General features: G+C 55.1%; 17 protein-coding genes and 1 riboswitch. All 17 genes read left to right on the top strand.

Going from position 1 to position 18,498, the window contains the following annotated elements; translation table 11 throughout:
• Positions 1–59 precede the first annotated feature (59 nt).
• The 17 genes from WC891_01495 to WC891_01415 all read left to right on the top strand — a co-directional run bounded on the left by WC891_01495 (position 60) and on the right by WC891_01415 (position 18,452).
• Positions 60–1,235, top strand: coding sequence for a TIGR03087 family PEP-CTERM/XrtA system glycosyltransferase (locus WC891_01495; GenBank protein ID MFA5866630.1), 1,176 nt, complete (start codon positions 60–62; stop codon positions 1,233–1,235).
• Positions 1,236–1,448: 213 nt separating this feature from the next.
• Positions 1,449–1,796 carry a DUF559 domain-containing protein gene (locus tag WC891_01490; GenBank protein ID MFA5866629.1) on the top strand — a complete coding sequence of 116 codons (348 nt, stop codon included), beginning with the start codon at positions 1,449–1,451 and terminating at the stop codon, positions 1,794–1,796.
• A 100-nt stretch (positions 1,797–1,896) separates the two neighbouring features.
• Positions 1,897–3,063 (top strand): DegT/DnrJ/EryC1/StrS aminotransferase family protein, encoded by a 1,167-nt coding sequence (locus WC891_01485; protein ID MFA5866628.1) that lies wholly within the window; start codon positions 1,897–1,899, stop codon positions 3,061–3,063.
• A 134-nt stretch (positions 3,064–3,197) separates the two neighbouring features.
• Complete coding sequence (locus tag WC891_01480; GenBank protein ID MFA5866627.1) at positions 3,198–3,470, top strand: GIY-YIG nuclease family protein; 273 nt, start codon at positions 3,198–3,200, stop codon at positions 3,468–3,470.
• A 234-nt stretch (positions 3,471–3,704) separates the two neighbouring features.
• Complete coding sequence (locus tag WC891_01475) at positions 3,705–4,295, top strand: sugar transferase (GenBank protein ID MFA5866626.1); 591 nt, start codon at positions 3,705–3,707, stop codon at positions 4,293–4,295.
• A gap of 129 nt (positions 4,296–4,424) precedes the next feature.
• A complete protein-coding gene (locus WC891_01470; protein ID MFA5866625.1) occupies positions 4,425–5,243 on the top strand; it encodes a cytochrome b/b6 domain-containing protein in 819 nt (272 codons plus the stop codon).
• Entirely contained in the window at positions 5,203–6,129 is a 927-nt protein-coding gene (locus WC891_01465; protein MFA5866624.1) for a hypothetical protein, read from the top strand. Before WC891_01470 ends, WC891_01465 begins: the two co-directional genes overlap by 41 nt.
• Positions 6,130–6,141: 12 nt before the next feature.
• On the top strand, positions 6,142–7,236 hold the full coding sequence (locus WC891_01460; GenBank protein ID MFA5866623.1) for a hypothetical protein: 1,095 nt from the start codon (positions 6,142–6,144) through the stop codon (positions 7,234–7,236).
• Entirely contained in the window at positions 7,209–8,027 is an 819-nt protein-coding gene (locus tag WC891_01455; GenBank protein MFA5866622.1) for a tetratricopeptide repeat protein, read from the top strand. The genes WC891_01460 and WC891_01455 overlap by 28 nt, the downstream gene beginning before the upstream one ends.
• Before the next feature lie 126 nt (positions 8,028–8,153).
• Positions 8,154–9,731: a 6-bladed beta-propeller gene (locus WC891_01450; protein MFA5866621.1), complete on the top strand. Its 1,578-nt coding sequence runs from the start codon at positions 8,154–8,156 to the stop codon at positions 9,729–9,731.
• 330 nt (positions 9,732–10,061) lie between these two features.
• Positions 10,062–10,203, top strand: a riboswitch (molybdenum cofactor riboswitch).
• A gap of 167 nt (positions 10,204–10,370) precedes the next feature.
• Positions 10,371–11,843 (top strand): cytochrome c3 family protein, encoded by a 1,473-nt coding sequence (locus WC891_01445; GenBank protein ID MFA5866620.1) that lies wholly within the window; start codon positions 10,371–10,373, stop codon positions 11,841–11,843.
• A 19-nt stretch (positions 11,844–11,862) separates the two neighbouring features.
• Positions 11,863–12,492 carry a twin-arginine translocation signal domain-containing protein gene (locus tag WC891_01440; GenBank protein MFA5866619.1) on the top strand — a complete coding sequence of 210 codons (630 nt, stop codon included), beginning with the start codon at positions 11,863–11,865 and terminating at the stop codon, positions 12,490–12,492.
• A gap of 48 nt (positions 12,493–12,540) precedes the next feature.
• Positions 12,541–15,021, top strand: a complete 2,481-nt coding sequence (locus WC891_01435) for a molybdopterin-dependent oxidoreductase (protein ID MFA5866618.1) — start codon at positions 12,541–12,543, stop codon at positions 15,019–15,021.
• Between the two features lie 17 nt (positions 15,022–15,038).
• Positions 15,039–15,785 (top strand): 4Fe-4S dicluster domain-containing protein, encoded by a 747-nt coding sequence (locus WC891_01430; GenBank protein ID MFA5866617.1) that lies wholly within the window; start codon positions 15,039–15,041, stop codon positions 15,783–15,785.
• A 143-nt stretch (positions 15,786–15,928) separates the two neighbouring features.
• Positions 15,929–16,864, top strand: a complete 936-nt coding sequence (locus tag WC891_01425) for an EamA family transporter (GenBank protein ID MFA5866616.1) — start codon at positions 15,929–15,931, stop codon at positions 16,862–16,864.
• Positions 16,865–16,905: 41 nt separating this feature from the next.
• Complete coding sequence (locus tag WC891_01420) at positions 16,906–17,436, top strand: hypothetical protein (protein ID MFA5866615.1); 531 nt, start codon at positions 16,906–16,908, stop codon at positions 17,434–17,436.
• A 2-nt stretch (positions 17,437–17,438) separates the two neighbouring features.
• Positions 17,439–18,452 (top strand): glycosyltransferase, encoded by a 1,014-nt coding sequence (locus WC891_01415; protein MFA5866614.1) that lies wholly within the window; start codon positions 17,439–17,441, stop codon positions 18,450–18,452.
• The last annotated feature ends 46 nt before the right edge of the window (positions 18,453–18,498 follow it).

Raw genomic sequence — 18,498 nt, 5'->3', positions numbered from 1 at the left:
ATATTCTTCGACCGAGGGCAGCGAAGCTGTCTGAGTGGAGAAGCAGCCAAAGGGATAAATTGAAAATATTGTTCTTAACCAGCCGGTTCCCGTATCCGCCTTTCCGGGGCGACAAGCTCAGGGTTTTTAACCTGATAAGGGAGCTGTCCAAGAAACACGAGATCATCCTGGCGACCTTCGCCGAACCTGATGACGGACGCTACTATTCCGGCCTTCTGCCATACGTCAAGCGCATCGAACGGGTACCTTTCAACAAGAAAAGGGCCTACCTAAACGCGGGCCTCGGACTGTTTTCAAAGAAACCGTTGCAGGTCCATTACTACTCCTCTCCGGAAATGCGGCAGACGGTCGCCAAATTGGTGGAGGAGGAGCGCCCGGATGTCATCCACGCCCATCTGATACGGATGGCCTCTTACGCGGAACCATATCCGGAAATACCAAAAGTTCTGGATATATGCGACTCTATGACGCTCAACTACGAACGCTTCCTTTTGTACCGCCGCGATCTGATGAGTCTGGTCTATCGTTTAGAGAAGATCCGGACAAAAAGTTATGAAGGTTTGATACCTTTGGAGTTCGACGTCAGCCTGGTGATATCCCCGCACGACCGGGATTTCATCCTAAGCCTGTGTCCCGACGCCGAACTGGAGATCGTGCCCAACGGCGTGGACTTTGACTATTTCAAACCGGTTAAGGCAAAGAGGCAGGAGAACACAATGGCCTTCATGGGCACGATGGACTATTTCCCGAACGTCGACGCCATGAAATGGTTTTATCAGGATGTTATCCCGATTATCAGGCGGACGATCCCGAAGGTCAAACTGAACATCGTCGGCAGCAGTCCGACGCCTGAGATAGAAAGGTTAGGCCACGATCCATATGTTACCGTGACCGGGTTTGTCGAGGATCTCAGGCCGATCGTCGGTCCCGCGACCGTTTTCGTCTGCCCGATCAGGGCGGCCACCGGCCTAAACAACAAGGTTTTCGAAGCGATGGCCATGGGTCTCCCGGTTGTAGCGACGCCCGAAGCCTGCGAGGGGATAGACGTCGAGGACGGGGTCAATGTGCTTTTCGCCAGTGACCCGATGACATTCTCCGAATTGATTATCGATTTGATGCAGGATCCGGAGCGGCGCGATAAGATTGGACGGGCCGGGCTGGAATTCGTAAAATCGAATTTCAGCTGGGAATCGGCCGGCAAAGTCCTGGCGAAAGTATACGAAGACATCGTCTAAATAAAAAAGTGACGAGCTGTGTGAACATCTATTTCTAGTTTCTATCAGCGGCCTCGAAATTATTAATATCCTCTCCCCTGCGGGGAGAGGATTAAGGTGAGGGGGCTCTGTTCTATTTACAAATGACGAGCCCGCTTAAACAGATTCAGACCTAGCTGCTATCGACGAGCTCGAAATTATTAATATCCTCTCCCCTGCGGGGAGAGGATTAAGGTGAGGGGGCCGAACATCAAACGCAAGAACGTTTCTCTAGCCCGGAACCTTCGTTCAAACTCAACGGATGCCGAGCGTCTGTTGTGGAAGCATATCCGCGGGCGGGCAATCAACGGTCTCAAATTCAGACGCCAATATCCGGTCGGCAACTATATTGCGGATTTTGTCTGTCTTGAAAAACGTGTTGTCGTCGAGCTTGATGGGGGTCAGCATAACGAGAATAAGCAGGATGTCGTCCGCGACGCGTGGCTTGCCGAGAATGGATACAAGGTAGTCAGAATATGGAATAATGATGTACTGGGAAATATCGAGGGCGCGGTCGACTCGATCTTCAATAATTGCGGCTGACCCCCTCACCCTACCCTCTCCCCGTGGGGGGAGAGGAAAAGTACAGGTCATAGCCAGTAAGAGTAGCACGTGTGGATCACTGGCTAGGCACAAGGAGCGAATGTTGAGAGACAACTTTCTGCCGTTTGCTTTACCGTCGATAGACAAAGCCGAGATAGCCGAGGTAACGGACTCCCTGGAATCCGGCTGGATCACCACGGGGCCGAAGACCGCGGAATTCTCTAGGCGATTCGCGAAAGCGTGCGGCGCCAAATATGCCGTACCTGTTAATTCTTGCACGGCCGCCATGCATCTTTCGCTGGCGGCGCTGGATATAAGCCCGGGCGACGAGGTGATTACGTCGCCGATGACCTTCTGTTCGACGGCCAATGTAATCGTGCATGTCGGCGCGACGCCTGTCTTCGCCGACATCGACCCGGAGACGCTGAACATCGACCCGGCCGAGATAAAGAAGCGCGTTACCTCTAAGACCAAGGCCATCATCCCCGTGCATTACGCGGGCCATCCGGCCGCGCTCGATTCGATTATGGAAATCGCCGGCGAGCATGGATTGAAAGTCGTCGAAGACGCCGCCCATGCGCCGTTTGCCGAGTATAAAGGCACTGTTTTGGGTGGGATAGGGGACGCGACCTGCTTTAGTTTCTATGCCACCAAGAACCTGACAACAGCGGAGGGCGGCATGCTCACAACGAACAACCAGGCTCTTTACCAAAAAGCCTCGGCCTTATCGTTGCATGGTTTGTCCGAAGATGCTTGGGACCGGTATTCGGAGACAGGTTCCTGGTACTACGAGGTCATATACCCGGGCTTTAAATACAACATGTTCGACGTCCAGGCGGCTATGGGTTTGGCGCAACTCGACAAGTATGAAAGGCTCCAGGCCAGACGGGACGAGATAGCGGCGGCATACCACGCGGCTTTCGCCGGCCATCAGGCGCTTATCGTGCCGGTCGCGCGGGATCACGTCCGGCACGTCTGGCATCTCTATCCGGTGCGGCTGCGCCTCGAGAACCTGACGCTGGATCGGGCCGCGTTCATTTCGGAGATGAAGGCCAGGAACATCGGGACCAGCGTGCATTTTATCCCGGTCCACCTCCATCCCTATTACCGGGACGCCTTCGGCTTTAAGCGGGGCGACTACCCGGTGGCCGAGGACGCGTATGACCGGCTGGTTTCCTTACCGATTTATCCCAGGATGACAGACGACGACGTCAAAGACGTCATCGCCGCCGTCTTGGACATTTTACAGAAACACACAAAACCATAAAACAGTGCGGACAAGCCCGCCCCAAAATAACAGTGCGGACAAGCCCGCCCCCAATATAAAAGAAACAAGAATTGCTCTTCGAGCAAACAAGGCAAAATTGCTCTTCGAGCGAACGGAGTGAGTCGAGAAGTCCCATGTCACAAGAACCATGGAAGTGGTACGTTTACATTTTAGAATGTCAGGACGGTTCTTTCTACACAGGGATGACCTGGAATCCGGATACAAGATTCGATCAACATGTATCAAGACTAGGGAGCAAATATACTTCACGACATGGTGTTAGACGGTTGGCATATATGGAAGAATTCGAAGATTACGATACTGCCAGACATAGGGAAATTCAGATTAAGGATTGGTCTAGAGAGAAAAAGATGAAGTTGATTAACGGAGAATGGGGTCCGCAATAAGTCAGTTCTCGACTCGTCCGCCTTCGGCGGTCTCGCTCGAACAGCAAAAACAGAAGTGTTTTTCATGTGAGTGGATAGAATATTGCTCTTCGAGCGAACAAGGCAATATTGCTCTTCGAGCGAACGCATTGAATTGCTCTTCGAGCGAACAAGGCAAAATTGCTCTTCGAGCGAACGGAGTGAGTCGAGAAGTCCCATGTCACAAGAACCATCGAAATAGCGCCGGAGGCGCACATGATTAAAAGACTAATGGACATTACGATATCGGTTTTACTAATTCTCCTTTTTTGGCCGGTTATGCTTCTCCTCGCCGTCCTGGTCAAGCTGTCGTCGCCCGGGCCGGCCTTTTTCAAACCTGTTCGCGTCGGCTTGAACGGCCGGCCGTTTACCATGTATAAATTCCGCAGCATGCGGACCGGCGGGGAGAAGGACTGGATGGAACATTTCGATCCGAAAAGAATCGACGAGTTCGTTTTTCAAAAGGAGGACGACGCCAGGATTACCGGCGTCGGCCGTTTTTTGCGCCGGACCAGCCTGGATGAGCTGCCGAACCTCCTCAACGTCCTGGGTGGCAGCATGAGCCTGGTCGGGCCGCGTCCGGAAGAGCCCGAAGTGGTCGAGCACTACACTGGGGAAATGAAACGGCGCCTGTCCGTAAAACCCGGTATAACCGGACTGGCTCAGATTTCTGGTCGCGGGGAACTGCAGCTGAAAGACGTTATTGCTAAAGACCTGGAATACGTTGATAAACGCTCTTTTTGTTACGACCTTTTGATACTTGGTAAGACCCCCCTTACCGTTTTTGCACGCCGGGGCGCTCGCTAGCCGGTATTTTAAGCAAAGTCCCTTGTAATACCTGTTTCATTATGATAAATTATTGCCATCTGACAATGTAATGATTGTAACAATCTCGCAATGGCGCGACCTGGCAGAATACTTGAAACGAGGTAGCAAATGCTTGCTGAAGTGAACGTCTGGGCCGATATTATTGCTACGGCATTGGTCGGAATAGCCCTCTTTTTCTGGGTCTTTCAGATCGTAGGCAATATTGTTACAGGCAGGTTTAAAAGGAAATTCGTCGGGGGAGAATGGCCGCACCATGACGCGATCGTCCCGCCGATGCCGAAAATCATGCACGGCGTTCACGTCGTTAGCATGATTTCCCTCTGGGTGTCGGGCTTATACATCCGGTTCCCGTTCTTCTCGGGCGGACGCGACATCATGAAGTACATCCACTTTGTGGCCATGTACGCCGTCATAATCATTTTCGTAATGCGACTCTGGTACGCTTTTACCCGCGACGGCAGGGAATTCGTCATAACACTCAAAGACGTTAAGAACTTCCCCAGAGTCTTGATGTACTACATGTTCCTAGGCAAGTCCTACCCGCATTTGATGAAGTACAACCCGCTGCAAAAAATGACGTACGGTTATCTGTTCCCGGTGTTTCTGACCATAATGGCGATAACCGGTTTCGGTTTGATGTGGCCGACGTCGGTTTACGGCTGGGCCGCCAACTTCACGGGAGGCGCGGCGGCCGCGGCGGCGTGGGGGCGCGTCATTCACTTCTTATGCGCCGCGATTCTTTTGATGTTCACGATGATTCACCTTTGTCTGTCGTTTATTGAGGACTATCCGGCGCTGCTGATCTTCTTTGGTTTATCCAAGGGCGATCACGGCCATGAAGAACACGAAGAAAACAAAGAAAAAGACAACAAGGAGCGCAAGGGCCATGGGCATACGGGAAATGTTCCAAGCATTGAAACGCACTAAAGCAAGAACGGCCGGTTGGTATCTGCGCCCGCTTGTCTTAATCGGTTTGCTGGCCGGCCTGACGGCGACACAAACTCCGGCTCTGGCCGCGCCATCCGATTTTACAATCGGCATTCCCGGTAAGACAGGCTGTCTTGTATGTCACGGTGACCCGAAGCTGACGCAGGTCAAAGCCAAGCGCTCGTTGTATATCAGCGACATCGAACTGATGTCCTCCGTTCACAAGGAACTTGCCTGCGTTAAATGCCATACGGATTTCAATCCGGCTTCGGCTGCCCAGTCTCATCAGGGGCTGACCACCGACTCCCGCACAATCGCCGGACTGGCGTGCAAGAATTGCCACGAGCATTCCAAGCAGCTGAAGATCTATGACAAGAGTATTCATGGCCGGCTGACTCTCGGCGGGGACTCTAAGGCGCCGACGTGCGCCGACTGCCACGGTGCCCACGGCATTAAGAGCTTCAAGAAGAACGCGGCCTACAAGCAGGAGTTTCACGCGACGGCCGCGCAGGTCTGCGGTCAATGCCATCAGGATTACTACGAAGCCTACAACGATTATTACCACGGAGCCGCTTACAAGACGGACGCCCCGGACGCCCCGGCGTGTTGGGACTGTCACGGCTCGCATGAGATATTGCCCGCCAAGGACTCTACGTCGAAAGTGGCGGACCGCAACCTGGCCAAGACTTGCGGCAGTTGTCACGCCGATTCGCACGAACCCTTTGTTGCTTTCGCCGACATGATTCACGGCCGGCCTAAGCTTATGAAGAAGAATATCGTCATTAAGTATAAAGACATGCTTGTCACGTGGTTCAGCGACAAGGTATCCGGAAAGGTAAGCGCCAACGCCGCGGAGAAAAACGGCGGCAAGTCCGGGAAGAAATAGGCTGGCAAAATAATGCATCAAAGACTCTGGAAACCGTCATATTCATTTCTTCTGGTCGTCGTCGCGGCGATAGTCCTGGTTGTCGGCTTGCCGGCGGCCGCGGCCGCGGCCGCGGCAGGTCCGGTGGTGGCGGTACCGATCACGGTCAGTCTGTCTCCGTTTGTCAGCCCATCGCAATGTGCGTTCTGCCACGGCAGCAACCTGGATAATTTCAGCAACCCGATCCTTTACTTCAAGCACGACCCTCATCTTACCCGGGGCATCAGGTGCGGCGTCTGCCACACGAGCTTCCCGCACGAGCCCGGGGGAACGGTCAAACCTAGCATGACGGTCTGTTATAATTGCCATAATGTCGGCCACGGCGACGAAGGCCTGGTCGCCTCGGGAGCCTGTGCCTACTGCCACCCTCAAGGCTACGGCGATCCTCCCGCGTCGCACACGGTGGAATTCAAGGGCGGCCGACACAAGGACGAAGCCAAGACAGACACCTTCCCTTGTTTGACGTGTCACATTAGCGACATGTGCGCCGGCTGTCACACCGCCAAGGCGGTTAAGCCGGATGACCACAAGAACGTCTTCAAGTGGCTTAAGGCGCACGGCACCAAGCGCGACGACGCCAACTGTGAAATCTGTCATACAAAGGATTTCTGCAACGAGTGCCACGTGACGCCGATGCCCCATCCGGCCCGCTGGGAAGGCGAGCATAAATCGACGGCGAAGGCTATGAAGAGCGACTGTAAGGTTTGTCACGCCGATACGGAGAAGGAATGTTCTTCGTGTCACCACCAGTTCAAGGGTAATACGTTACTAGTAGAATCCAATTGTACCCCGTGCCACGACGACTATAAGGCGCCGTTATCCACCCTAACCTGGGCGGAGCCGGTGCGTCTGCGTAGTAAAGGCATAATCATTCATAAAGCTCACTTTGAGATGACAAAAACCGACCCATTTGAGTGCAATGAATGCCACGATCGCGGCTTCGAGAGCGCGAAGGGGTGCTTCAGCTTCGAGCTATGCTACACATGTCACGGCAAATTGCGCGGCGGCTCGATGATCGCCAAATGGGGAGGCCAAGAACTGTGCTATCGGTGCCACAGAACGAAGTAGCCTATATCGAACTGGAGCGAAATAGAAAAATCGCCCGGCGGCTGAACATGGTTCTGGGAGTTCTAGCTTTCACTTTCATCATTCTCGCGATGCTTTTCGTCGGCTACTATTCGTATACGAAATATGTCCAACGCCAGGAGACTCCCGAACAAAAAGAGATCGCCAAGGCGACCAAGGATATCCGGGACAACCCCCGCAATTCTAGCGCGCGCGTCCGGCTGGGTGTTCTATATATGCAGGCCGGGCAGGTGGACGACGCGATCGACCAGTTCGACGAGGCCTTGAAGATCGCCCGCGACGACCAGGAAGCCTTGCTGTACGCCGGTATCGCTTATATGAATAAGGAGCAATACGAGAAGGCGCTGACGTATTTCAACAAGCTGATCAAATACTACAGAAATACGGCTTTGGCGGGCACAAACCCGTCCCTTGAGCAGTCTTATTATTACGGCGCCGTCGCTTACTGGAAACTGAAGGATTACGATCATGCTCTTGACTATGTAATCAAGGCTCTGCAGATCAAGGCATCGAATTCAGATTCTCACCTGCTGGCCGGCCGCATCTATATGGATAAGAAGCAAAATGACGAAGCGATTACGGCCTTCCAACAGGCTTTGCGCTTGGACCCCGCCTATCCCGACGCTCTGTACGGGATGGGTCTGGCTTACGAGGCCAAGGGAGATAAAGCGAAAGCGCTGGAGAACTATAAGGCGGCGCTGAAAGCAAAGCCCGATTTTCAGCCGGCGAAGGACGCCGTCGCCCGGATACAAAAAACGGACAAGAAGACATAAGAGACTCCCTCTCCCCCACGGGGAGAGGATTAAGGTGAGGGGTCCGATAAGATTGTCCCTCTCCCCAACGGGGAGAGGATTGAGGTGAGGGGTCCAAACCCAAAGAGCAACAACAAGGAGCAACACATGGAACAAGAACTGCCAAACATAGCCAATACGCCTAAATCGGTCGTTTTGCCGACGATGGCCTTGCCGAGGTATTACGCCCGGAAAAGACGCAACAAGCTAATAGCTATCGCCTTGATGACCATTGCGTTATTGTCGCTGATCTCCATATTCGGCGCTTACGTGAGCGTCCGGGCCGAGCCCTTGCCGAAGATAGAACAGGCGGCCAAAGGGCAGACTCTGCCGCCGCCCGGTTTTCTGTTCGCCATTACCGGCGGGCCGGGCGATCTGGCGCTTAAAAAACCGCTCGACGTCGCGATCCATCCCAACGGCAACATATACGTAACCACGTCGACACAGAAATTCGGGGTCGGCAGAATAGAGGTCTTTCAGCCGAACGGCACCTACATGTTCTCGTTCGACACGATCGACAAAGACCAGAAACTCAAAGCGCCCAACTACATAGCGGCCAGTCCGTCGGGCGACGTCTATGTTTCCGACAAACGCCTTAAGACAATCTTCATATTCGGCGCCAACGGAACGTTCAAGAAGCGGTTCGTGCCGGACAACAACAGTGATTTCGCCTGGGTTCCGATGGCGATGACGTTTGACTCGAAAGGCAAATTGTACGTGACCGATGTCGGCTTAATCCACCGGGTGCTCGTCTTCAGTAAGTCCGGCAAACTGGAGCGGGAGATCGGCACGATGGCCATGGCGACCAAGAAAGGTCAGTTCCCGGGCAGGTTCTATTTCCCGAACGGCGTTTTGGTCGATCGCGACGGCAAAATCTTCGTGGCCGACAGCAACAATCGCCGGGTGCAGGTATTCTCGTCCACCGGTAAGTTCGAGCGGATCGTTGAGACCACCGGTTTGCCCCGCGGCATCGCCGTAGACGCCAAGAATCGTCTATACGTTGTGGACGCGCTGGGCCATGACGTCAGCGTGTTCAAAAAGGGCACCAAGAACGGACCGGTTCTGACGGTCTTTGGCGGACAGGGCGTCCAGCTGGGCCAGATGCTATATCCGAACGGGCTACGACTCAGCGGAAACCAACGGCGGATATTCGTCGCCGACCGCGAAAACAATCGCGTGGACGTATTCGAGTGGCCGGAAAGCGAAGTGTCGCTTCTGGAGCCGGCGAAAAAAGCCATCCCCTTGGCCGGACTGCTGATACCTCTCGGCCTCCTTTTGGGCGCCATCGTCGGACGCCGCCGCCGTTTCTTCGCCGACCGGCAATTCATGTCGAATATCGTGCGCTACAACCACCTGTCGGACCTACAGAACAACGTCAAGAAGGTCTTCGTGGCTCCGGAGACCTACGAATACTTCAAGGGCTACCAGGAAGGAGACGTCAAAGCGGCGGATCTTATGGTACGGGTGAATCCGGACGAAACCGCGATCAAGTTAAATCAAAAGACACACCAGCTTGACGAGGAAACGGCGGTTATTTTCGCCGGCGCGCAACGGGGCATTACCAGGCCTCGGATTCTGGCGGAAACCGAAGCCGCCCACAAGGCAGCCCTGGAATTGAACATGGAGAGCATGGACCACGATCTGTTTGCGGAATTCAACAACCTTCCTTTGAAGGTGAAGAAGTAATGAAGCGCTTGTAAAGAAAGAGTGTAAGTTTTGTTGCATAAAGTATTGACATTTAAATCGAATTGTAATAGATTATCCCCATAAATATGTAACAGATGACACAATAGTAACAAATTGTTACTAAGTTAAGAGAACCTAGACAGGCGCTGTAACTTATATTAAAGACCAAACAAAAGAGACGTTAAACTTCCCCGAAGACAAAGGGTTAAGGATTTCTGTCTTTTATAAGCACGTAACAAAAGTATCAAACATTATGAAAAAGCAGAAGTCGACCGGCATAGGATGTCGGGAGGCGTTGAAACAAAAGAGTCAAGCGGAACAGACAATTTAATAGTGTTTAATCTCCGACCCTGTGTGTCCCTTGAGGGAGGCACAGGGCGATCCCCCCGCCGGTTTAAGGTGGAGGGTCAGGGTGAAGGGAGTAATCCCGGCGCCTCCCTCGTTTTAGGAAAGGAGAGCGTAATTGCGCATAAGGGCGCGCGCGCTTTCTTGATTCGAGGAGGTGGTGCCGGGATATTTTTTTTGGCCGCGCGCGTCGAACAAGGAAAAGGAGCGATTTAAGCAAGAAAGGCAATAAAAACAAGCTGCGTAAAGCAGATAAAGAGTAACAAAAATCCACACATGAAAGGGGGTTAAAACATGAGCAAAAAGACTACGAGTAAGTTAGGGTTGAGCACAACGCGGGTCATGGTTGTTATCGTTGCGATAGCGGCTATGACTTTTTTAATGAGCGGAACAGCCCTAGCGAACTGGGGTCCGCACGGCGGCTACGGAGTCTTTACGATCGGCGCTGACACCAACGGCAACGGCGTAATAGACACCGGCGAGCTCGTTGATCCGGACACCGACGCTTGCGCCGGTTGCCACCGGGCGCACACCGCGGTCAGCCAAGTCACCTGGACGGAAACAGGCAACCCGGGCGGCAATCTGACCAAGAACGCCCTCTTGATCGGCACGACGGCAACGACTCTTAAAGAGTTCTGCTATACCTGTCACGCCGACTCGGGCATAGGCGCTTCGACGAACGTGCAATCCGGCGTTTTTGACACGCTGGGTACCAATGGCGGTCCTACGGGCGTTGGTTACGGAACGACCGAATCCACCGAAAGTGGAATCCTGAACGGCGGCGGTTTCATGTCATTGGGAGCCACTGCCAGTTCTGTCACGTCGGCGCACACGATTGACGGCGCGGGCGGCATCGCCTACGGCGGTGGCGCGGACGGGATACCGAACGCGGGTCCCGGTACTGCGATCTCCGTTATGGACTGCGCGGCTTGCCACGATCCTCACGGTTCCAGCAACTACCGGATTCTGAAGGACACGGTAAACGGCGTAACAGTTGGCGGTTATACCGATCTGGCTAACGCTGTCGATCCGACGCCTAATCCTTATGTCATCTCGAATGAGGTAGGATATCCGATCTACACGGATACTCTCCCGGTGCCGACCGGTCCTCCCGGATTCAGGCTTCACCGGAACTACGGCGACCTGGACGGCGACGGCATAACCGAAGCCGGCGATTACCAGCCGAACTACACCGAGGCTATGTACGCACGGTCGAACAGCACGGCCAAAGGCCTGAGCGGTTGGTGTGCGGCCTGCCACACGACGTATAACACAACGTCGTCGAGCGGCCAGTTAGAGTACAACGCCGACGGTTATGATCCGGCAATCGGTTACGGTGACGTTGTACGCCACCGGCACCCGGTCAATGTCGCGTTGAGTACTTTCTACGGCGACCGCCACTTGATTGTTGACAATCTTAGTGCGGCCAACACACCGTGGGGCGACCAGACCTGGATACCGCTGGAGCACGACGCGTTCAATACGCTGGACAGAGCTGCCAACCAGACCAACACCATTCACGACAATGACGGCACAGTAGGATTGACGTCTGACTGGATGGGTTGTCTGACTTGTCACCGGGCCCACGGCACGAACGCGATCATGGACGGTTACGCGGACAGCAGCAGCAATACGCTGCCCAACAGGGACTACAACGGTCAAGACAGTCCTGTTTATCTAAACGCTGACGGCGTACCACCGGCGAACTCAAGCGCTCTATTGCGCGCGGACAACCGCGGCGTTTGCGAACGCTGCCACAATAAGTAAAAAGGAGGTGAGATAGTTTATGGCAAAGGAAGACAAAACAAACAAGAAGCAGACCGGTTTAACCCGGCGAGATTTCTTGAAAGTAACTGCGGCGGCAGGCGCGGCGGGCGGATTTACGTCGCTTCTGGATACGGCCGTTACACCGATGTCGGCGGCAGCGTACGAGATCACCGTAGATAACAACTACAACGTAATATCGACGTGTCCTTACTGCTCGGTCGGCTGCAATATGAAAGTCGGCACGCTGGGCGGAAACGTCGTTGATATCAAGGGTGATACCGACTGTGTAATCAACAAAGGCGCGCTCTGCAGCAAAGGCAGCGCGGCCATCCAGTTGGTTAACAACACACAGCGCGTCGGCACAGCCGATAGCGTCTGGACAGCCAGCCGCACTAACGGACCGATGAAGCGCACCGGAAATGGAGCCTGGGCAGCCATTCCGTGGGATAACGCGATGAGTGAGATCGCCGCGGCGATGGTTACCGCCCGTGGAGCTGTTCCGGTCGACGTCAGCGGTAGGGTTTCCGGTTCGGCGAAGGGCGTCGCTTTCCTCGGTTGTTCGCACGCGACCAACGAGGAGAACTGGCTGTATCGTAAGATGATCGGCAACTTCGGCACCAACAACACCGAACACCAGGCCCGCATATGACACTCTTCCACTGTGGCCGGTCTTGGCCGCACGTTTGGAAGAGGAAGTATGACCAACCACTGGATCGACGTTAAGAACGCTAAGTTGATCATGGTGTTGGGGGCTAACCCCGCCGAGAACCACCCCGTAGTCTGGCAATACGTGATGGAGGCGAAAGCCGCCGGAGCGAAGATCGTCGTTGCCGACCCGCGGAGAACCCGCACCGCATCCGCTGCGGACTTCCACTTAAGGATGCGCCCCGGTACGAACGGCGCCCTCACGCAGGGCCTGTTGAACTACGCGATCGCGAACAATCGCTTCGCTAGCACCTATATCAGCGAGAAGATTGCGACGCGTAAGTTCTGGGGTAAAACCAGCGGTGGAGTTGATATCCAGAAATTCATAACAACGATCGACGGTACTCAAAACGGATCGCTGTTGGGTGGATGGCCGAAATGGACGGACGCGACGTTCAAGTTACGGGTGGATCGTACGGACTACGAGCGCGCTGACGTCACGTTTACTGACGGTAGCACGGTTTACGGTATGCCCGTAGTGCTGACGGATTGGCAAACCAATCCCGACAGCGTGTTCAACGTTATGAAGGAGCGCGCGTCGCACTACACCTCGGCCGAGGTCGCGAGCATTTGCGACATCCCCGGCGGAGCCGCGGCTTTTGATGCATTCGCGGCCTACGTGACCGATCCTGCCAGCCAGGGCGCGGGCACTATCCTCTACGCGATGGGCGGAACTCAGTTCTCCCACGCGGCGCAGGACCTGCGCGCTTATTCCATGCTGCAGCTTCTCTTGGGCAACATGGGTATGGCCGGCGGCGGCGTGAACGCCCTTCGGGGTATTCACAACGTTCAGGGTTCGACCGACATGGGTGTGCTGTACTCCAGCATGCCTGGTTATTCGGACGTTCCTCCGGCAACCGGCTCAGGCTCGGTGTACAACGACTACATGGACAAGCTGTTCGGTAACGTAAAAGCAGCTGCTCCTCCGTACTGGACCGGTCTACAGCAGACTGGCTTCAGGAACCTGATCTGGCACTGGTTCCGCCAGGGGGCGACGCCTGTGGCCGCGGAATATGATGCGACCAATAACAGCAACTTCGACCTCTTGCCGAAAGGCAACGGCTACAACCATCGCGAGATGTTCCAGAATGCCGCTGCCGCGACACCGGAAGCAGCTCGGGTCAAGGCCATGTTCGTCTTCGGACAGAACCCGGCCGTAACGGAGCCGAACCTCAACTTGATCACCACAGGCCTGCGCGATCTGGACACACTGGTCGTTTCGGACATGTTCGTGACTGAGACGGCCGGCTGCGACAGGAAGGCTGATGGGGTAACCTATCTCCTGCCGTCTTGCAGCTTTGTCGAGGAAGAAGGCTCGGTTACGAACTCGGGTCGCTGGATCCAGTGGCGCTATCAAGCTATCCCTCCTAAGGGGAATAGCAAGAACGACACAGAGATTCTGCTCCGTTTGGCCAAAGCGTTGTTCGACAACGTCGGCGGAAGCGCGTTCTCCCATATTCCAGGCGCGACTTACGCGGGGTTATACGGCAGTCAGTACGGTTGGACGCCGGGCGACCCGTCGTTTAACGCTCCGACGGTTGCTGAGAACATCTTCAAGCAGCTTGCTTCGGACCAAACGACATCCGGAGATTGGGGTTCGCTTTGGATCTACCGCGGTGCCTGGCACAATACTGCCGTTACCGACTGGGGATCCACTGTACCTTGGGATTACAGCCGCAGTCCGAACAACAAGGCCAAGAGCCGGAGCACGACAGACTCCAGCGCAAACAAGGGTATATACCCGAGCTGGGGATGGGCGTGGCTCAACAACCGTCGTATTTTCTACAACAACGGTTCAGTAGCCGGCGACCAGGCCGACTTGTTCGTAGCGCCGGATAGCGTGGGCAGGTTCTACGTCCACAGCGGCACTACGGCGGCCCCGGTCCCGGTAGCTTACTCCTGGTTCTATCGCGCTTACAGTAAGTTGAGCGACGTCAACGGCGGAGACGGGACCACTTGCGTGGCCGCGGATCCCGCCAGGATGCCGAAGCACTGGGACAATCACGAAACGCCGAACACGGTCGCATTGGCCAAGTACGGCAAGACCGGCAACGCTTCGACGGGCATCGACGGAACGGTTGGGACGTACCCTCTCGTCTTGACAACCATTCGCGTTACGGAGCACTTCCAAGGTGGTCCGACGACGCGGAACGTTCCGTGGCTGAACGAGCTTGTGCCTGAACCGTTCATCGAGATCAACTCGCTGGACGCGGCGGCCAAGGGAATCAGCAACGGCGATTCGGTCAACGTCACCACGGCGCGGGCAACCGCGGGTCCGTTCAAAGCCATCGTAGGCACCGGAACCGCGGCGAACCAGCTGGTCAAGTCAGGTGTCGTGGCTATCCCGTGGCATTGGGGTAATAAAGGCTTAAGCACAGGCCCCAGCGCCAACCTGGTAACCATCGACGCTATGGACATGAACATCAAAATGCCCGAGTTCAAAGTCTGCTTATGCAGCATAGCTAAAGTATAAAGGAGGTGTGATACCTAATGGGAAATACAGCATACGCGATACTGCAAGAGATTGATAAGTGCATGAAGTGCCGCGGTTGCCAGGTTGCTTGCCAGCGAGCCCAGGGCTTAGGAAATGTGTCCGGAAACGCCCAGTCGGTCCAGTTCGACGACCCGACGGTCATCAAGGCACAGAAGTCCAACGACGGTCCTCCGTTCGTTCGGTATAGCTGCTGGCACTGCAACGCACCGACATGCGCTACCGCGTGCCCGCTCTATGCCATCAAGAAAGCGTCAAACGGCGCTGTCTATGTGGACCGAGCGGTCTGTAACCCTGCGGATGCGAAGTGCGTCGCGGCCGGCCGGCCTTGTGCCGGTAAATGCCACCGCGGCGGCTACCCGAAAGTGGGAACAGCCGATCCGGGTCTGAAAGCATATAAGTGTGACATGTGCTACAGCCGGACCGGAGGCCCCGCTTGCGTAGAGACATGCCCGGCCAAAGCCCTTTCTTACGGTACTATGACTGAAATCAATGCCAAGAAGGCAGGTTATAAGTACATAGTGGGCGACAGCAACGATGGCCACATGTTCTGGGCCAGCAACAAGCCCTTCAATCCGCCGACGACTGACCCATATATCGAGGATCACATCTCCCCGATGCTTGGGCGGTTGATGAACGCACCGGTATCCAAGGCGCTAGTTCTGCCGACATTATTGTTCGGCGGCATTTACGCCCTATACCGTAGGCGTTTGGAACTGGCAGGCGCGCCGGAAGAAGCCATCTAGGTTCTTTCGTAAGCGTCTGAAAGCATTGCTTGAACGGGGCGGAGTTAACTCTCCGCCCCGTTCAGCGTTTGGGGTCAGGCACGGGGCCTGGCCCCGTGCCTGACCCCAAAACAATAAAGAGGCAATCCTGTATGATTAAAGACATGTCTGGACTTAAAACGTTCTTTATATGGTTGCTGTTCGCCGTCGCGTGGGCGCTGGGCGTTACCTTGACTTTCCTTACGTGGAACATCGCACCGCCGGCTGCCGGCGTGGCCGTCCAGTTCGTGTCGGCGGCCGTGATTCTGGGTTTATTTTACAGCCGGCACACCTCCCGCCTCCTCGATGAGCTGATTAAAGACTGGAAGGAGGGCCGGCGGAAAGAACCGTCGCTCGCCATCGCGATGGCGCTGTCGCTCGGCCTCGGCTACCTTTTGATGGTCGTCAAACGCTACAGTTATGCCCCGTCCGGCAGCGATGTTGTTTTCCTTTTGGAGACTATTCCGATATTCGTCGTGGTGATCGCCTGGCTGTCTAAAGCCGAAAAGCCGACGCTGGGCATGATGGCCGGCTCGGCGGCGGCGCTTCTGGGAGGGATAGCCGTCGTCGGCAACTGGGAGCGGCCGAGCTCGTTTTCGCCGTTCTCCAGGTTACCTTTTGAGGAAACAATCCTGGTTTTATCGGCCGCGCTGGTGGCCTGGTTCATCGTTCTCCTCTGGCGTCAGGCCAAGACCCGCCCGGTTGCCGACCTAACGACGCTCACCGTCTGGTTGGCCGTGCCCGTTCTCCTGGTCGCCGCTATCGGTTTTAATGGTGTAAGGGGATTCTTAGCCATCACGCCGGAAGGATATGCCATCCTGGCCGCCACCGGAGCTATCGGCGTGGCGCTGCCCATTTTCCTGTTATCAAAGCTTGCGAAGAGGCTGCCCGCCTCGACGGCTTCGTCGGCGATTTTCCTCAGCCCGGTCATCATCACCCTTTTGATCGGCGTGGAGCAATCCGTCGGCGGGGGTTTCTTGCCGACGCCGTTCTTGTGGGTTCCGATTGTCGTGGGATGTCTTATCTCGGTAACGGGGGTGACGGCCGTATGGAAAGGATAAAGTCTCCACAGAATCCTCTCCCCCGGGGGGAGAGGATTAAGGTGAGGGGGCCCAACAAGCAAACAGCAGCCGGAATTTTCGTTAGGATTCTATTGGCTTTGGGCGCCGCCGGCCTCGCCTGGGCTCTTCTGGGTCTTTTCTGGCCGGTCAGTACGACTACCTTGAGCGGCGCTTTGGATTCCGGACAGCCCTACACGACGACGTTTATGACGTTCGCTTACAATAGCCTTTTCGGATTGCTGGTTTTGCTGGCGGCCTCGGTCAATCTCTCTGTCGCGCTGCGGTTGTTCCAGCGCGCCTACTCGGGCCCCAAGGCCTTTCTGTGGGCGGTGTTTTCCGGCCTTCTTCTGGCAGTCGTCCCGTTTATCGGTGATACGCCGGTCGTTTCCTGGCTGCCGGGTATCCCGGCGGAAATCCAGCACGGCATAAGCACGCCGTACGTTAAGGTGATTGAAAAGGGGATGACGAACGTCCCGCTGCTCGTCGCCGTAGGCTTCATAATCGCTTACATAGCGGCCGCGGTCTTGTACGCAAGCATTTCATTTACGGCGAATCGTCCGCACAGGAGATAAGCGTGGGTAAGAAACGCCAAAAAGGCAAAGAGATATTTTACGTCGTCGGCGACTACAGAGCGTGCGGATGGTACCGCTGCCACGTACCAGGCCTGGTGCTTAGCGAGCGCGGGCACCACGTTATGCTGAACAGCGCGCTGCAGACAAACGAAATCTCCCTCTTAGATGTAATCGTTTGGCAAAGACAATGCAGCTCGAGTGTAATCGAAGCCATCGAGACTGCTAATTCAATGGGAAAAACAACCGTTTACGAGATTGACGATAATCTGTGGAACTTAAGCAAAACGAATCCGGCTTACGAGTTTTGGAATCGGCCGGGAAGCCTTAAGATGACCGAAGAAGCAATCAGGAGGGTCAAGGTGGTAACGACGACCACGCCCCGTCTGGCGACGCTGCTCGGCCGCTTTAATCCCAGTGTCGCGATTCTACCGAATATGTTGCCAGAAGAACAGTGGCGGGTCGAAAAGAAAAATAAGAAAAAAGGCGAGCGGTTGGTGATCGGGTGGGCCGGCGGCGAGGCGCATTGGGATGATCTAAAGGTCCTGCAGGGCGTCATCGATCACTTATTGGAGGAATATCCGGACATCGAGTTCCATATCGCCGGCGCCGGTGAAGTTCCGCTTAATGAGCACGAGCGAGCCGTAGGATTGGAGTCCGTGCCGATCGAGGACTACGCGAAGCTGCTCCGGGGGTTTGACATCGGCCTAGTCCCGCTGGCCGATGTACATTTCAATAACTGCAAGAGCGACTTAAAGTTTCTGGAGTACGCCGCCTTGGGTATCCCGACGGTCGCGTCTAAAGTTGATTCGTATGAGGCAAGCGTCATCCACGGCGTAAACGGTTTCCTGGCCGGCAACGCCAAGGACTGGCTGAAGTATCTTCGCCGCTTAATCGAGGAAGAAGACCTGCGGATTCGAATCGGTGCCAAGGCGAAAGAATTCGCCTCTACCCGCATGATTGAAAAAAACATCGGTTTGTGGGAAACCGCCTACGGGCTAACTAGAAAAATCGACTAACCGCACCTCTCCACTCGCTACGCTCGGTCGAGGAATACTTAATATT

It is taken from the genome of Actinomycetota bacterium (genome assembly GCA_041658625.1).
GTDB lineage: Bacteria > Actinomycetota > JAHEXW01 > JAHEXW01 > JAHEXW01 > JBAZZW01.
Note: the sequence above shows the minus strand (reverse complement) of the source record. Positions and strands in the feature narration are given on the sequence as shown.

What these genes read in the sequence shown, in the direction of transcription:
- WC891_01470 (MFA5866625.1), top strand. Translation starts at nt 4,425, where the DNA reads ATGCTTGCTGAAGTGAACGTCTGGGCCGATATTATTGCTACGGCATTG.
- WC891_01440 (MFA5866619.1), top strand. Translation starts at nt 11,863, where the DNA reads ATGGCAAAGGAAGACAAAACAAACAAGAAGCAGACCGGTTTAACCCGG.
- WC891_01425 (MFA5866616.1), top strand. Translation starts at nt 15,929, where the DNA reads ATGTCTGGACTTAAAACGTTCTTTATATGGTTGCTGTTCGCCGTCGCG.
- WC891_01435 (MFA5866618.1), top strand. Translation starts at nt 12,541, where the DNA reads ATGACCAACCACTGGATCGACGTTAAGAACGCTAAGTTGATCATGGTG.
- WC891_01475 (MFA5866626.1), top strand. Translation starts at nt 3,705, where the DNA reads ATGATTAAAAGACTAATGGACATTACGATATCGGTTTTACTAATTCTC.
- WC891_01450 (MFA5866621.1), top strand. Translation starts at nt 8,154, where the DNA reads ATGGAACAAGAACTGCCAAACATAGCCAATACGCCTAAATCGGTCGTT.
- WC891_01480 (MFA5866627.1), top strand. Translation starts at nt 3,198, where the DNA reads ATGTCACAAGAACCATGGAAGTGGTACGTTTACATTTTAGAATGTCAG.
- WC891_01465 (MFA5866624.1), top strand. Translation starts at nt 5,203, where the DNA reads ATGGGCATACGGGAAATGTTCCAAGCATTGAAACGCACTAAAGCAAGA.
- WC891_01430 (MFA5866617.1), top strand. Translation starts at nt 15,039, where the DNA reads ATGGGAAATACAGCATACGCGATACTGCAAGAGATTGATAAGTGCATG.
- WC891_01460 (MFA5866623.1), top strand. Translation starts at nt 6,142, where the DNA reads ATGCATCAAAGACTCTGGAAACCGTCATATTCATTTCTTCTGGTCGTC.
- WC891_01485 (MFA5866628.1), top strand. Translation starts at nt 1,897, where the DNA reads ATGTTGAGAGACAACTTTCTGCCGTTTGCTTTACCGTCGATAGACAAA.
- WC891_01445 (MFA5866620.1), top strand. Translation starts at nt 10,371, where the DNA reads ATGAGCAAAAAGACTACGAGTAAGTTAGGGTTGAGCACAACGCGGGTC.